This window comes from Metabacillus idriensis (assembly GCF_050483325.1).
GTDB classification, from domain to species: domain Bacteria; phylum Bacillota; class Bacilli; order Bacillales; family Bacillaceae; genus Bacillus_P; species Bacillus_P idriensis_A.
Map to the genome: position 1 here is coordinate 16,356 of NZ_JBCMYF010000028.1, position 15,377 is coordinate 31,732.

At 40.3% G+C, this 15,377-nt stretch carries 19 protein-coding genes; 12 read left to right on the forward strand and 7 right to left on the reverse strand.

What is annotated here, in order from left to right; all coding sequences use genetic code 11:
- The first annotated feature begins 241 nt into the window (after positions 1–241).
- The 3 genes from ilvA (at position 242) to ABEQ24_RS15720 (ending at position 2,882) form a co-directional block, all read left to right on the forward strand.
- Entirely contained in the window at positions 242–1,510 is a 1,269-nt protein-coding gene (ilvA, locus tag ABEQ24_RS15710) for a threonine ammonia-lyase IlvA (RefSeq protein WP_430007660.1), read from the forward strand.
- 100 nt (positions 1,511–1,610) lie between these two features.
- A complete protein-coding gene (locus tag ABEQ24_RS15715) occupies positions 1,611–1,862 on the forward strand; it encodes a DUF2535 family protein (RefSeq protein WP_070877898.1) in 252 nt (83 codons plus the stop codon).
- Positions 1,863–2,039: 177 nt separating this feature from the next.
- The gene (locus tag ABEQ24_RS15720) at positions 2,040–2,882 is read left to right on the forward strand and encodes a DegV family protein (RefSeq protein WP_430007661.1); all 843 of its coding nucleotides are present in this window, start codon (positions 2,040–2,042) and stop codon (positions 2,880–2,882) included.
- A 40-nt stretch (positions 2,883–2,922) separates the two neighbouring features.
- On the opposite strand, the gene ABEQ24_RS15725 is transcribed toward ABEQ24_RS15720, so the two are convergent.
- Positions 2,923–3,411, reverse strand: coding sequence for a PCYCGC motif-containing (lipo)protein (locus ABEQ24_RS15725; RefSeq protein ID WP_430007722.1), 489 nt, complete (start codon positions 3,409–3,411; stop codon positions 2,923–2,925).
- 135 nt (positions 3,412–3,546) lie between these two features.
- Here ABEQ24_RS15725 and ABEQ24_RS15730 point away from each other — a divergent pair, with 135 nt between their 5' ends.
- The 7 genes from ABEQ24_RS15730 (at position 3,547) to ypmT (ending at position 9,543) form a co-directional block, all read left to right on the forward strand.
- Positions 3,547–4,503 (forward strand): nucleoside hydrolase, encoded by a 957-nt coding sequence (locus ABEQ24_RS15730; protein WP_430007662.1) that lies wholly within the window; start codon positions 3,547–3,549, stop codon positions 4,501–4,503.
- A gap of 109 nt (positions 4,504–4,612) precedes the next feature.
- Positions 4,613–5,185: an SCO family protein gene (locus ABEQ24_RS15735; protein ID WP_430007663.1), complete on the forward strand. Its 573-nt coding sequence runs from the start codon at positions 4,613–4,615 to the stop codon at positions 5,183–5,185.
- A gap of 132 nt (positions 5,186–5,317) precedes the next feature.
- A complete protein-coding gene (locus ABEQ24_RS15740) occupies positions 5,318–6,112 on the forward strand; it encodes an SGNH/GDSL hydrolase family protein (protein ID WP_430007664.1) in 795 nt (264 codons plus the stop codon).
- Positions 6,113–6,138: 26 nt separating this feature from the next.
- Positions 6,139–6,723: a YpmS family protein gene (locus ABEQ24_RS15745; RefSeq protein ID WP_430007665.1), complete on the forward strand. Its 585-nt coding sequence runs from the start codon at positions 6,139–6,141 to the stop codon at positions 6,721–6,723.
- 297 nt (positions 6,724–7,020) lie between these two features.
- Complete coding sequence (locus ABEQ24_RS15750; RefSeq protein WP_430007666.1) at positions 7,021–8,169, forward strand: FxLYD domain-containing protein; 1,149 nt, start codon at positions 7,021–7,023, stop codon at positions 8,167–8,169.
- A gap of 46 nt (positions 8,170–8,215) precedes the next feature.
- A complete protein-coding gene (locus ABEQ24_RS15755; protein ID WP_430007667.1) occupies positions 8,216–9,331 on the forward strand; it encodes a S1C family serine protease in 1,116 nt (371 codons plus the stop codon).
- A 14-nt stretch (positions 9,332–9,345) separates the two neighbouring features.
- The gene (ypmT, locus tag ABEQ24_RS15760) at positions 9,346–9,543 is read left to right on the forward strand and encodes a protein YpmT (protein ID WP_430007668.1); all 198 of its coding nucleotides are present in this window, start codon (positions 9,346–9,348) and stop codon (positions 9,541–9,543) included.
- A 49-nt stretch (positions 9,544–9,592) separates the two neighbouring features.
- Here the strand turns inward: ypmT and ABEQ24_RS15765 are convergent, their stop codons facing one another.
- Positions 9,593–9,811: a hypothetical protein gene (locus ABEQ24_RS15765; protein WP_430007669.1), complete on the reverse strand. Its 219-nt coding sequence runs from the start codon at positions 9,809–9,811 to the stop codon at positions 9,593–9,595.
- A 170-nt stretch (positions 9,812–9,981) separates the two neighbouring features.
- On the reverse strand, positions 9,982–10,743 hold the full coding sequence (locus tag ABEQ24_RS15770) for a DUF4397 domain-containing protein (RefSeq protein WP_430007670.1): 762 nt from the start codon (positions 10,741–10,743) through the stop codon (positions 9,982–9,984).
- Between the two features lie 148 nt (positions 10,744–10,891).
- On the opposite strand from ABEQ24_RS15770, the gene ABEQ24_RS15775 reads away from it, so the two are divergent.
- A complete protein-coding gene (locus ABEQ24_RS15775) occupies positions 10,892–11,692 on the forward strand; it encodes an alpha/beta fold hydrolase (protein ID WP_430007671.1) in 801 nt (266 codons plus the stop codon).
- 189 nt (positions 11,693–11,881) lie between these two features.
- Here the strand turns inward: ABEQ24_RS15775 and ABEQ24_RS15780 are convergent, their stop codons facing one another.
- Positions 11,882–12,130 carry a DNA alkylation repair protein gene (locus ABEQ24_RS15780; RefSeq protein WP_430007672.1) on the reverse strand — a complete coding sequence of 83 codons (249 nt, stop codon included), beginning with the start codon at positions 12,128–12,130 and terminating at the stop codon, positions 11,882–11,884.
- 69 nt (positions 12,131–12,199) lie between these two features.
- Positions 12,200–12,625 (reverse strand): MarR family winged helix-turn-helix transcriptional regulator, encoded by a 426-nt coding sequence (locus ABEQ24_RS15785; protein ID WP_430007673.1) that lies wholly within the window; start codon positions 12,623–12,625, stop codon positions 12,200–12,202.
- Positions 12,626–12,804: 179 nt separating this feature from the next.
- Here ABEQ24_RS15785 and msrA point away from each other — a divergent pair, with 179 nt between their 5' ends.
- Positions 12,805–13,752 (forward strand): peptide-methionine (S)-S-oxide reductase MsrA, encoded by a 948-nt coding sequence (msrA, locus tag ABEQ24_RS15790; RefSeq protein WP_430007674.1) that lies wholly within the window; start codon positions 12,805–12,807, stop codon positions 13,750–13,752.
- Positions 13,753–13,867: 115 nt separating this feature from the next.
- Here msrA and ABEQ24_RS15795 read toward each other — a convergent pair whose 3' ends face one another.
- The gene (locus tag ABEQ24_RS15795; protein WP_430007675.1) at positions 13,868–14,485 is read right to left on the reverse strand and encodes a class F sortase; all 618 of its coding nucleotides are present in this window, start codon (positions 14,483–14,485) and stop codon (positions 13,868–13,870) included.
- Positions 14,454–15,263 (reverse strand): DUF4397 domain-containing protein, encoded by an 810-nt coding sequence (locus ABEQ24_RS15800; RefSeq protein ID WP_430007676.1) that lies wholly within the window; start codon positions 15,261–15,263, stop codon positions 14,454–14,456. Before ABEQ24_RS15800 ends, ABEQ24_RS15795 begins: the two co-directional genes overlap by 32 nt.
- Between the last annotated feature and the right edge of the window lie 114 nt (positions 15,264–15,377).

Sequence of the window (15,377 nt, forward strand, 5' to 3'; positions counted from 1 at the left end):
GTAAGAATGCAGAGGATAAACTCTCAAAAAAATGAAAACAGAGAATATTCCCGGAGAATTCATTACCTCACCGCTTATATCTTCTTTTCTGATCATAAAGCGCTCCGCCTTAAGTTCGAATTCTATAGGAATAACCTCCAATGTTAAGAAATTATGAGAATTTTTTAATAATAACTTTTAATTTCGAATATTCATGATATAATGTTCCAATTAAATCATTGATGCAGAAAGGATTTTACCGATGAAACAAATGATGAATCTTGAACCAGCCCTTCATGTGGCAGACATCTTAAAGGCGCACCATTTGTTGAAAGATGTTGTTATTCATACACCTCTTCAAAAAGATGAACGCCTTTCTGAAAAATATGATTGCAATGTTTATCTGAAAAGGGAAGATCTTCAGATTGTCCGTTCTTTCAAGTTGAGAGGCGCCTATAACAAAATTAAACAGCTGACGAAAGAAGAAACCGTTAATGGTATTGTTTGTGCCAGCGCCGGGAATCATGCGCAGGGTGTGGCCTATTCGTGCAAGCAGCTGAATATCCACGGCAAAATTTTTATGCCATCCACAACCCCAAGGCAAAAAGTTTCCCAGGTCGAGCTTTTTGGACGGGGGCATGTTGAAATCATTCTGACGGGCGATACGTTTGATGATTCATACAAAAAGGCAAGAGAATGCAGTGAGTCCGAGGGAAGAGCCTTTATTCATCCATTTGATGATCTGGAGGTTATCGCTGGGCAGGGAACGATTGCGATTGAAATCTTGAATGACTGCGATGCAGAGCTTGATTACGTGTTTGCAAGTATTGGGGGAGGCGGACTGATCTCAGGCATCGGTACTTATTTTAAACAAGTTTCTCCGGGTACAAAGATCATTGGCGTTGAACCTGAAGGCGCCCCGTCGTTTGCGGAATCGATTACAGCTGGCGAAGTAGTAGAGCTCGAAAATATTGATAAATTTGTGGACGGTGCGGCAGTGAAGAGGATTGGAGATCAAAATTTTTCAATCTGCAGGGAGACGGTGGATGATCATATCCTTGTGCCGGAAGGGAAAGTTTGCACCACTATATTAAGCCTGTACAATGAGAATGCTATTGTCGCGGAGCCTGCAGGTGCTCTTCCAATCGCAGCACTTGATTTTTATAAAGACGAAATCAAGGGTAAAAATATTGTCTGTATTGTGAGCGGAGGAAATAATGACATAGGCCGGATGCAGGAAATGAAAGAGCGTTCGCTGATGTACGAAGGCCTGCAGCACTATTTTATCGTAAATTTTCCGCAGCGTGCAGGCGCCCTCAGAGAATTTCTCGATGAAGTGCTTGGACCAAACGATGACATTTCCAGATTTGAATATACGAAAAAGAATAATCGCGACAGCGGTCCTGCATTTGTCGGAATTGAGCTTAAAAATAAAGAGGACTACACGGGCCTGCTGAATAGAATGCAGCGAAAAGGGTTTCCTTTTACTGAAGTAAAAAAAGACAGCAGTCTATTTCATCTTTTCATCTAACGATAAATAAAAATTTTAGCCGAGGGTGACACAATTAGACACACTTCTGCATATGGTTGGGTTATAATATAAGAAACGGGTGAAAAAGAGGATTGATAACTTGTTATTCAAGAGCCTAGAGTTCAAGCTTTTAAATGGACATAAGGTAAAAATCACAGATATTCCAGTATTGGAGGAAGATAATCAATACCGATTTCTCGTTCAAATCCGCCTGCAAACGTTTTTATCAAAAATCACCTCACAGAAGCATCCTAATGATGTCTATTCGTTCAGGGATTACTTAAAAAAATCAATAAAATGGCCAGATTATGAAGCCATTTATCAGCCAGTCATTTTAAAACATAACGCATAGCACGCCGGAAGACCGCTTAAACAATGGCGGTCTTTTTTTTCTGAGAATAAAATATCCATTAATAAAAAAACTAGAAAAAGGGTTTTCCATAAGAGTTGCAGGCAAATAAGATTGAAACATCTTTAATTGAGGGTATAATACAAGATAGTTCATTAGATTAATAGGGAAGTGATACCGTTGACAAAGGTTAAAATTGTGACTGACTCCACAGGAGATCTTAGTCATGAGGTGATTAATAAATATGATATTAAAGTTGTTCCTCTGACGATCGTCATCGACAATGAATCGTACCTTGACCGTGTGGACATAGAACCGGAAGAATTCATTAAAAAGATGAAAGATGCGGACGAGCTTCCAAAAAGCTCGCAGCCGCCTGCAGGCAAGTTTGCAGAAGTTTATGATGAACTCGGTGCAGACGGCAGCAGCATCATATCTATACATATGACAGGCGGCATGAGCGGCACCGTTCGTTCAGCTGAAAGTGCAGCGGGCATGACTGATGGGGATGTTACGGTCATCGATTCGATGTTTATTTCAAGAGCACTTGCTTTTCAAGTGATTGAAGCCGCCAAAATGGCCCAGGCCGGCGCCTCTAAACAGGAGATCCTGGACCGGATTGAACATATCCGCAAACACAGCCAGCTTTTTGTTACGGTAGATACGCTTGATAATCTTGTAAAAGGCGGCAGAATTGGCAGAGGAAAAGCGATGATTGGTTCCCTTCTTAATATCAAGCCGATTGCGTCACTGGCTGATGGGGTCTATACGCCTGTTACAAAAGTGCGCAGCCACTCGCAAATTGTTAAATTTCTGGCCAGACAGTTTGCAGAAGATGTAAAAAACAAAACAGTAAAAGCAGTTGGCATCGCGCATGCAGATTCCCTGGCGCTCGCAACAAACCTGAAAAATGCCCTGCTTGAAATGAATGCAGATTACCCGATTGATATTTGCTATACAACACCTGTTATATCAACACATACAGGTCCAGGTGCAATAGGGTTTATGTATTTTGCTGAATAGGGTTGAAATGCGCATGGAGAAATCCATGTGTTTTTTCTGTTTAAACCTCAGGTACCTTCGTTTCTGTTGGTTTTGCATATCCCTCTTTATACTGTTCATCAATCATATCGCGGACATCTTTCATTGACATGCCTTTTTCATGTTCGATAATAGCTTTTGCTGCAATTTCAAGGCACACCCCGCATTTTGTTCCATGATCATCCCAAATGATCGCTCCGTTTTCTTTGCGTTCTTTAATAAAACAATTTCCATTATCTTTGTGGCCGGCTGATTCTCCGCACCCGCAGTAGCAAGGCATGTAGCTTAATAGCTCTTCATGGCCGGCAGCAGCCTTATACAGAGTTTTGATTTCATCAGGCTGTTCATCAAGAAAGGAGGGAAGGACAGATGATGATTTCGTTTCTTCCTGAATATCCCCATTATTATTGAAGGAAGTGTGGCTGCCGTGTTCGTGCTTTTCTTCACTGCTGCTTGATTCCTGACCCTGACATCCTGTAAGGAAAACAGAACCTGCCAAAAATGTTGTCATGACGAATTGAACGCTGATTTTCAAAGGAATTCACCTGCTTTAGTTAGATACTCATACTCTATCATATCTGCGCACTTCAACATTTGAACAATTTATGAATTCCCATTACATATAGATATAAAAAGGGGTGTAGGGATGACTGCTAAAAAGGTTCTGTTCTTTGGTGATTTTGGCGTGGATGATATCGTTGCTTTGATGTACAGCTATTATGATGATGAAACAGAAGTGATTGGCATTGTTGCGGATTATGGAAATGTATCCAAGCAGACAGCCATAAACAGCGCACGATATTTTACAATGCTTACGAAGACAAGTAATATTCCAATTATCGGCGGGGCAGCAAGACCGCTTACTGGTGAAAATCCTGTTTACTATCCTGAGGTGCATGGTGAACAGGGGCTGGGTCCGATTGTTCCTGAGATTGAAGCTTCCCAAGGTGATTTTGAAAATTTTGAGCTGATCCGCAGCCTTATCATTGAGTACAATTATGATGTAACCATTGTAAATGTGGGCCGCTTGACATCTCTTGCCACTGCGTTTGTTTTATTTCCGACAGTGCTTGTGAAGGTGAAAAGGATTTTTGTCATGGGAGGGGCCTTTCTTTATCCGGGAAATGTATCACCGGTTGCTGAAGCAAATTTTTACGGCGATCCAGCTGCAGCAAATCTGGTGATGACCATCGCAAAACGAGTCACCATTTTTCCGCTGAACGTCACCAATTATGCGATCATACCTGATGAGGTGATTAGCGATTTAGATCAGTTTTATCAGGAAAACAACGATAAAGTGGGAAAACTTCTTAAACCGATGATTGACTTTTATACAAATTTTTATAAAAAAAATACGCCGGAAATTGCGGGAGGACCTCTCCATGACCTGTTGACTCTTTGGGCTGCAGTGAGAGAAAATCAAATCACATTTGTAGAAAAACCTGTGAAAATTATCCTTGAATCTGAATTTGCTAGGGGGCAGAGTATAGCAGACTTCAGACCTTATAAAACACTTGCAGATTACCCCATTCACCGGATTGCGGTTAAATTTAATTATGACGCTTTTCTGGCTGATTTTATCAAGGTCATGAAAGGCGGGTGAATGTGTCAATCTGTCGAACGGTGAAACCACATTCAAGCATATACTTCCCATTCCTTGAATGTTTTGTTAAACTTTTCATAATGGATGAAAAGGATAGGTGACACCTTCAATGAAAAAACACTATATACTATTAGTTGTACTTGCTATTACTCTTTTAACAGGATGCGGCTCAAACGGAATTAAAGGTGCGCTTAACTATGAAATTGATGATTTCTCCTACATAAACCAGGATGGGAAAAAAGTCGGTTTATCTGACCTGAAAGGGGAAGTATGGGTAGCTAATTTTATTTTTACAAGCTGTGATACGGTTTGCCCGCCAATGACGGCACATATGACAGAATTGCAGAAACAGCTGAAAGACGAGGGATTAGATGTGCGTCTAGTATCCTTCAGTGTAGACCCCGAGGTTGACACGCCAGAGAAATTAAAAGAATTTGCAGGCAGATACCCTTTATCCCTCGAAAATTGGGATTTTCTTACTGGTTATTCTCAGAAGGAAATCGACAATTTTGCTAAAAGCAGCTTCAAAACAATCGTTCAGAAGCCTGAAGGACAGGACCAAGTCATTCACGGCACACTGTTTTATTTAATTGATCAGAACGGCAAGGTTATGAAAGACTATGATGGCGTAGAAAATGTCGCTTATGATGAAATTATTGAAGATGTAAAAAAAATTAAATGATGAAAAAATCCGCTGCTTGCGGATTTTTTTATGCTTCACGGTTGAAAATCAAGCATTATTACCACTCGTTTTTCTCTGTAACTGTACGCAATTACATGATATAATCATAGGCTAAAACAACGATGAAAGGGGATGATGACGATTCGAAGCCTGTTTATTTTGTTTTTGGGATTAGTGATGCTGTTCTCCGGCTGTGATGCTTTATCAGGAAAACCTGCTGATGTGGCTTCAAAACCGGTTATTAATAAAGAGTATCTGATGAAGGAACCCATCCCCAAAAACTTTGTTCCCAGTAATTTGAATGTAGTTGCTATAGGAGATTCATTAACAGCTGGTGTAGGAGATGCCGATAATAACGGCGGATATGTAGGAGATGTCAGCGATCTGCTGCAGCGGGAAGAAAACATTTCGTCTGTTGATGTGGCCAATTTTGGTGTAAGAGGTCATAAAACGACTGATTTAATAAAAGTTCTTGGGAAAGAAAAAGTCATTGAAAAATTGAGAGAGGCCGACATCATTTTGATGACTATCGGCGGAAATGATATTATGAAGGTTACACGCAATCATATTATGAATCTTGAGCTCGGACCATACCGCGAAGAACAGCCTCTGTTTGAAAAACGGTTCAAAAAAATCATGGATACAGTCCGAACAGCAAATCCTGATGCAGTCATCGTATATACAGGCTTATATAACCCTTTTAAATTTATGCTTCCTGAGCTTAGTGAAATTGATACCATTGTGGAAGAATGGAACCTTGCTTCAAATCGTATTATTATGAGGGACGGCAACGCCATATTCGTTCCGACGGAAGACCTTTTTTCTTCTAAATCGGTTGGGAAACTTCTTTATATTGATGAGTTTCATCCGAGTGAAACAGGGTATTCATTAATAGCAGACAGGGTATATTCAAGTCTCTCTGACTAGCTTTAAAAAGATTGGATGATTACTGAATGAGAAAATGGAAAATAGCCTTTATTGTTTTACTCAGCTTAAACCTGATCTTTCTGCTTTTTCTAATCGTATCACCGTTTTTGCCTGCTGAACGGCCAAAAACGGAGACTCCGGAGCTGACAAGCTCAGATACTATTCCTTTTACTGTGAGTTCTTCTAAAAAAGATCTTAATATGCTGATTAATTATTACCTGGTTAAAGAAGCAAAAGCAAAAGAGCTGAATTATCGCGTCGAGCTTGAAGAAGAAGTGAATTTATACGGAACCGTAAAAGCCTTCAATAAAGACGTTGATCTTACTCTTTCATTTGATCCAAAAGTGAAAGAAGACGGCAATATGCTGCTGAAGGTGAAGCGGCTGTCTATTGGCAGGCTCCCAATACCGGTTCCATATGTTATGAGCTATATTAAAAAGACTTATCCATTGCCGGAATACGTGTACATTGATCCCAAAAATGAAAGCATTGATGTTCAAATTACAGAGCTTAAATTTAAAAACAATCTGCGCGCAAAAGCGGAATCATTTGATTTGAAAAATGATGATATTAAATTTAAACTTTATGTTCCGATGGATATTCAAAATTGAGTACGTTTAAAACACCATATTCTTCTGTGAATATGGTGTTTTCTTTTTCCTGAAAATGATTCAAAAGACACCGTACCCCAAATAGCCGGCATCAAAAATCAAAGATTATGGGAACTTCGTTTATAAAGCAAACCTTTTCACAAGAGCAATCACTTTATAGATAGGAAATAAGTCTTATATTCAGTGTTTTCAGCAGGTTTATTCAGAGTAGAAGGATCAAAATGAAGCATGTATACTAGGAAAAGATTTAGTCGAAATCAGGCGGGTCAGGACATGCCGGCAAAGGAGGCAGCCTTCATGAAATGTCATTACTGCGGTGAAAAAGAGATAGAACCATTCTCAAACTACTGTCCGCATTGCGGAAAAAGAGTATTTATGGATGACAAAGAACGAAAACTCTATCGTTTATCTAAACGATCATTATACATACTCCCAGCAGCAAGCTTTGCTCTGGTATCAGGTCTATTATTTGCTGCATATGAACTCGAAGCTGCGAAAAATGAAAAAGTAGTCACACTTCAAAAAAAGACGGAACAGGCAGCAATAGCAGGAGAATACAAGAAAGCCCTTCACTTTGCTGAACAGGGCATTCAAATAAGAAGGGATTACGATGTTCTGAAACAGGAAAAAGAGCTGATTGTACAGATGCAGGGTTATCAGCAGGATTTAGAACAAATAAGAAAGCATATTCAAAATAGCAACTATGAGAAAGCCTCTAAAGAGATTGATCTTTTAACGAGAATCATCAGCGGACATTCATCTCCGCTCTACAGCGCGGTGCAGTCTGAACTCATCAAAGCAGACATGAATGTAACGGTTGGAGAAATCAAAGAACAAATAAATGAACTGAATTCAATCGAACAGCTGGCTGAAAAACTAAAAGAAATTACTGTACTTGACGCTGCTGAAGCGGATATGGTTAAAAATCAAATTAAATCTAAAATGGTCATGATCGGGTCATCGAATGCAGAAGAGGATTTATCCCAGAAGCAATTCAATTCTGCCATAGTAACAGTGGATGAAGCCCTGCAGTATGATGGGGATAATGAAAAGCTTTTATCCCTTAAAGATAAAATTATTTCTGAGAAATCTGCATTTGAACAAGCTGAAGAAAAAAGAATTGAGAAAGCAGTTACAGCGGCTAAAGAAGAAAAAAAGCTAAAAGAAGAAACAGTAAAGGTACAAGAAACGAAGGTAACAGGTAATGAATTTGGGGATGCAATAACCGCGGGGATAATAAAAAACATTTCTAAATCCGCGATTCATTCTATAACTGTCCAATTCACCGTTTCAGCAAAAGATGGGAAAGAAATTGAAAGAGGCAAAACAAACGTCTATCCAAATGAATTAAAGCCTGGAAAAGAAGCAGAATTTGAACACATCACATATGGCGTAAATGAAGAGGTTACATTTAAGATAGAAAATATTTCATGGTACCAAAGCTGATTTTTTTGAAAAATAAGATTGCAAGGTATCAAAGAAAGGCAGGATTATGAAAAAAAACTGGCTAATCAGCATTACATTGTCTATTCTAATTATCACAGCAGGAGTCTTTGGCTTCATACACATCCAAAATTCTGCAGCTGAAGATGTTTTTGCTGAGTCTGAAATACTTCATGAAAATAAGGATAATCAGGAGAAGACTGAACTAGATTTAAAAGAAATCATCAGAGAAGCCCAAAAAAAGGTTGTCATGGTGGAGCTTGAAGATGGAACAGTCGGCTCAGGGTTTCTTTATAATAATAAAGGAGACATCATCACAAACGCACATGTCGCAGCAGGTGTGAAAGATGTTAAAATCAGAACCACGGATGCAAAAGGATTTGACGGGAAAGTGATTGGAATCAGCACTGAGACAGATGTTGCTTTGGTGAGAGCAGAGGGATTAAAGAATCAGGAGCCTTTGCAAATATCGAAGAATCATCATGCAGAGCTTGGCCAGGAAATATTGGCGCTTGGAAGTCCGCTTGGGTTCCAAAATACTGTTACTACAGGGATCATCAGCGGCACAAATCGTGATTTTGATCTTCCACCCTACAAGTATTCTGGAGTTTATCAAATTTCTGCTCCTATTGCACCCGGAAACAGCGGAGGCCCTCTTTTAGATAGGGATAATGGACAAGTAATCGGAGTGAATTCTGCGAGAATGGAAGAAGGAGAGATCGGATTCAGCATACCAATTGAAGATATCCTCCCGCTCGCAGAAAGCTGGTCTCAAAATCCGATGAAATCACTTCCTGCCAATCTGGGTCTTGACGATTCAGAGAAAATCAGTGAAAATAAAAAGTTAGAAACAGCTGATTACTTAATCAGCTACTACATAGAGAGCCTTGACTTCCACGACTATGTAACGGCCTACTCATTAATAGGGAGCAGCTGGCAGTCTGAAATGTCATATGAAGCATTCAGAAATCAGTTTAAAGATCTATTATCTATTAAAATAAATCATCTCAAAACAGAAAAAGACGGGGAAAAAATTCTAGTAAATGCAGACATTATCGCTGAGGTAAAACAAAACGGCAAAAAAACTGAGCAGAAATATAGAGCTTCTTATACAGTGGCATATGAAAATGAACAGGCCAAGATTATCGATGAAAAGAAAAACTAAAAGAGGTGATGTGAATGAAAGATGTATTTATGCTATTTAGTGCAGCAGGTTTATTCATTTCCATGTACTTTGGCGGAATTGCATATTTTGCGTATGCAGAGGAAAAAACAGATGAAGTGTTCATGAATGTTTCTTATTGCGCGGTATTTCTGAGTGCAGCCGTCTATTCTCTTCATTTAAAAGATGAAAAGAAAAGACAGAAAAACAGTTGATAGATTGCAAAGAGGAGGCGGGGTGCCTCCTTTTTGTATACCTTTTTTATTATTGACCTTCTTCAGTTTCTTCTTCAGCGCCATCTTCTTCAGGTGCTTCTTCTGTTGTTTCTTCTTCAGTACCCTCTTCAGTAGTTTCTTCTTCAGTACCTTCTGTTTCTTCCGTGGTGTCTTCTTCAGGTGCATCCGTTTCTGTGTCGTTACAAGCAGTCATTAATGAAATTGCCAATAAAGAAGCCCCGACTTTTAATAGCATATCTTTTTTCATTTTCTTTTTTCCTCCCTTGTAACCTATCTGAATGAGATTTTTTAACCTGCATGTCTGCTGGTCAAACTCATCATAATCGATTTTTGGAGGGAAAATGTCAATTTTACGAAAACTGAACATGCTTTTTACATTCGCTTATTAATTTTACAAATTATTAAAAAACGGCTGTTTTATCCAATAGCTGCCAAAACCTCCAGCTGTGGAGTTCCATTAGCAAATCCAACAGCAAAAATCGTATAGACCGTATCTGCTTTAAATTGAACTTTAGGAACCGTCAGAACGACATTATCTGTTCCGGCCACAAGCACTTCCAAATCCATTTTTCCGGGAGTCACTTTAATATTTTTGGTCGCTTCAAGAAATGGAACATCTTTAAAGAGGACGTCGCCATTTTTTACAGCAATGTCAACCGAAGGAGCATCAGGAGATAAGTGGACAAATTTCACACTGGCTTCTCCTGCAGGGACGAACGTTCTGTCAACAAATGGATTCAGTCTTAAAGAAGATAGATTTCCTGCAGCTGCTATCGTATATGTGATGCCTGGCAGAAGCATATACATGTCAGACAGGACAGGGCGGTTTGTTGTTCCGGCAGCATATAAATCGACCCGGTATTGGCCGGCAGGCAATGTGAGGTAATCGCTGATCTCCTTGTATTTCACATTTTGCAGGGTCAGTTTCCCGTTAACATAAATATCGACAGCCGGTGCGTCTGGAGATGCATGAATTACTCTGACTCTCGACATTCCGGGCTCGAGTTGAGCCTGAGGCAAACGTGCTGTATGGTATTGCATGCTGTAGATCCATTTTTGCATGGCATTTAAATGTTTCTGATAATATATGACATGCTTTTCTGGATCGCTGTATTTATAAAATTGCGCAAGCATATCGTACATCATGGCTTTTTCAGCATATTTATTCTTCTCATTCATATTCGCGCACTCCCATCTATTCATTCGTCATTAACATATGAGAGGGAATGGGTGGATGTCACAAGTTTTTTTATTGAAATGACCCATGTTTTAGGGAACGGCAAGTAGGGTAGGTTACTCTTGAGGTCTAAATCTGGAGGAATGAATCATGGAGCATTATGATCAAAACGTTGGAGAAGTCACACTTTCTTATTCAGATGATGGAGCGGGGCATTGTATTGTTCTGCTGCACGGGTTTTGCGGAAGCCGCGAATACTTTCAAAAAGTGATTCCGGAACTGTCAGAAAAATATCGCGTGATCGCTGTCGATTTAAGAGGTCATGGACATTCAAGCACAGCCAAAGGTGATTACAGGATTGAACAAATGGCAGATGATCTTGCAAAATTAATTCAAGTTCTCGAAATTGACAAAGTGACCATGATCGGCCACTCACTCGGAGGTTATGTAACCCTTGCTTTTGCAAACAGGTTTTCAGATATGCTCCACTCATTCTCGCTTTTGCATTCAACTGCTCTTCAAGATGATGAAGGCGGTAAGGCTAATCGCGAAAAGGGAATCAAGCGCATTGAGCACGAAGGAATAAAAGGATTTATAGAAGATTTAATTCCAAAGTTATTTTCGCCTGAGAACTTAGAGAAATTTAAGGGTGAAGTGGAAGCAGCAAAACAAATCGGTTTTAAAACCTCTGAATACGGAGCAATAGGAGCCTTAGAGGCAATGAAAAATCGGAAGGATCTGCAAGAAGTGCTGAAAAAAGAAGATCTGCCCATTCTGCTTATTGCAGGCAGAAATGATCAGATTATCCCAGCTGAAAAAACGTTATTACATAAGGGAAATCATATTACAGAACGTGTGCTTGAAAACAGCGGACATATGGGGATGCTTGAGGAGCCTGAACAAGTAACGGAGATTATCTTTGAATTTCTCGGAAAACACGGCAAGCAATAATTGATTAAAACAGGGACTAAATGGATGGTCAATTCAGTCCCTGTTTTTGTGTTTTCCTGCATTTAAGATTTGGATTGCGCCAAGACAGATAATTTAAGTACTTAGTCGAACTCAATAATCGAAGTTGCCTTAATCGTTTGTAAAAAAAGCAAAAACGCCCAGGATCACTAAGCGTTTTAAAATGGTCAATTAATTTTGATTCAATTCGGCAAGCTTCACAAACGTGAGTTCATCTTCAATTAATCCGCATGCGCCGCATTGCACTTTGTAATGCGGGCCTTTATAGGCTAAATGAAAAGGGTCGAGTGCTTCTTGAGAAAATTCCTGAACAACGCTTCCGGTTTGAGGGTCAAGTTTGACGGACTTTGGCGTCTGTTCAATTAAGTTAAACCTGGTTCGATTCGTCTTGCAGTTTGGACACAGGTAAGGTGCAGTCATAGAGAAACCTCCTCTCGTTATAGGGGTATTTTTTCCATAACAAGGGAGGATTATGTATTTGCTTCTTGATTATTTGGACCGGTCGAGCTTTCCGAAAAGCTGGATCAGCTGATAAAGCTCTTTATCTGTGTAGCATTCAAAACGCTTTGAAAAAAATTCCGTTTTCTTGCTTTCAAATTCGGTTAATACAAGATGGCCTTTATCAGTCAGGTCGATTACGGTGATGCGGCGGTCATTAGGAGACCTTTTTCTTGTAATTAGGTCTTTGCCAATCAAAGAATCCGTTACAGTAGTAATATGACTTGCTGAAACATCAAGCTCTTTTGCCAAAACGCTTGAATTGAGCGGTCCGTTATCTTTTAAGCTTTTAAGAACAATAAATTCGTTTCGCGACAGGACATTGCTGAGAACCTGGTTTATTTCATTTCTGAGCTGCCGAACGATATTTCTCATTAAAGATTCCATTTCATACATCATTTGTTCACGATTTTCCACGATTAAACCTCCCGGGCAGACCAATAGAGAACAGAATTGTTCATCTACTTAAATATTCATTAAATGTAATGAAACAAACTTAGATTGTCAAGAACAACTGAGTCAGAGAGCAGAATTATGGGATTTATAGCTGAAAATGATATAATTGGAGCATAGATTCACGCAGAGGAGGAAATAAGATGACTGAGAAAAAAACAGAGCTTGCAGCTTTTGCAGGAGGCTGCTTCTGGTGCATGGTTCAGCCGTTTGATGAACTTCCGGGCATCATTAGTGTAACTTCAGGATACACAGGCGGCCATAAAGAAAATCCAACCTATGAAGAAGTATGCAGCGAAACAACCGGCCACTACGAGGCTGTTCAAATTGCATTCAATCCGGATATTTTTCCTTACGAGAGGCTGCTTGATCTTTTCTGGCAGCAGATAGATCCGACAGATGCCGGCGGTCAATTCTACGATCGCGGTGATTCTTACCGCACAGCCATCTTCTTTCATAATGAAAAACAGCAGCAGCTTGCGGAGGAATCCAAGAAAAAGCTTGAAGAAAGCGGCCGCTTCAAAAAGCCGATCGTAACTGAAATCCTGCCTGCCAAACCGTTTTACGAAGCAGAAGACTACCATCAGCAATACTACCAAAAAAGTCCTGTAAGATATACTCAGTACCGCAAAGGCTCAGGCCGTGATGCTTACATTAAAGATCATTGGGACAAAAACGATCTTAAAGAAAAATTAACACCGATTCAGTACGAAGTCACTCAAAACAACGGTACGGAACGCCCATTTCAAAATGAATATTATGACCATGAGCAGGACGGCATATATGTAGATATCGTTTCCGGAAAACCGCTTTTCAGCTCAACAGACAAATACGATGCGGGCTGCGGATGGCCAAGTTTCACCAAGCCGATTACAGACCATGAAGTTGTAGAGAAAAAAGATTTTTCACATTTCATGATCCGGACAGAAGTCAGAAGCAAATCAGCAGATTCTCATCTCGGACACGTTTTTAACGATGGTCCAGGACAAAATGGGCTCAGATACTGCATTAACTCTGCAGCGCTGCGGTTTGTTCCGAAAGAAGACCTTGAAAAAGAGGGTTACGGAAAATATTTGGTTCTGTTTCAATAAAAAATAAGGACAGCCTGCGGGCTGTCCTTATTTTTTGGGCAGGAAGTGAATGAGCGAAAAGGCAATATCAGGTACATGATTTAGACCGCAAAAAAGACAGCCTTGAAGCTGTCTTTTAAGATGTTTCTTTAAGTTTAGCGGTGACTACCAGCCGCTCAAGATGCGTCTTTTCCGTTCGGTCAAACGTCCCCGTACAAGTGATTAAATTCAGCTTCTTCTCCTGACTGAATCCAAAGATAGAAGGCAGTGGAGCATCGTCATACGCGTAGGCTTTTTTATCCTGTACAACAAATGTTAACTCTTCACCATTTTTGCCGTATACAATGACTTCTCCACCGGGTTCGATGTCTTTTAAGCGGAAGAAAACAGCGGGTCCGGTTTTGTTGTCAACGTGACCGGCGATGACCGAGTTTCCGTTTTCGCCTGGCCGGGCACCATTTTCATACCAGGCTGTCAGCTTGTCATCGGAGGGGAGCTCCATCGTCCCGTCATTAGTCAGACCGGCAGATTCGACATTCGCTTCAATGTCTAAGGATGGGACAACGATTCGTACAGGAATGATTCCTTGTTCAGAAGACTGTGCATTGTCCGGCTGAAAGCTTGCTTTCGCCGGCGCTTGTTCAGTTCGTTTTTCAATCTTTACAGGAATGACTTCCTCATCGTCTGCACATCCGGACAAAAGCAGGAACAGGGCAGCGATTTTAATGGCTGCTTGCTTTTTTCTTGTAGCCATATACCATCAGAGCACCTAATCCAAGAATAGATACTGCTGCGATTGGAAGATAGTCAGTGGTGTCAGCAGCGGATGTGCCGCCCATGCCGGTTTTAGGCATTTCAGAAGGCATCATTGCAGGATCGGCAAGAACAAGCACTTCTAAAGCAGGCTCTCCGCCAGCAAACCCAACTGCGATAACTGTATAAGCCATATTAGCTTTCAGTTCTGTTCCGGCAAGGTCAAGAACAACATCCTCTGTCCCAGCACCTCTTACCTCTAAGTCATATGATTCAGGGTCAACTTCGATGTAATCCGTTACACCTTTAAATTCTGCACCAGGGAAAAGAACATCTCCGCCTTTAACTGCTACATCAACAGCAGGAGCATCAGGTGATAAGTGGGCAACACGCACTTTCGCTTTTCCTTCTGTAACCATATTGTCATCGTTTAATACTTTTAATTCTAGTGAATCAAGCTTGTTAATGGCAGCAGCTGTGTAAGTCATGCCTGCTTCTACTGTTAAATCTGCTGAGATAACAGGTTCTCCCTCAGCAACTGTGCCTGCTGCAAAGATTTCTACTTTATGATCGCCTGCAGGAACCATCATGTAATCTGTTGCTGCTTTAAACTCTGCGCCTTCAACAACTGTTTTTCCGTCTACAACAACATCAACTGCCGGGGCATCTGGAGAAGCATGTACAATTCTTACCATAGCATCATTCTCTGCTGCATAAACTCCTGTACCCAATGCCAAAAGTAAAACCATTGCTGCCATCATTGAAAAGATCTTTTTCATTTTTCCACTCCTCTTTTAATTTGTTGGACATGAGTCCTTGCATTGAATATAAACAAAAGTTATACAAAATGTATACAGTTATGATGCGCCGAATGTGCTGTGGAATTTTTACTC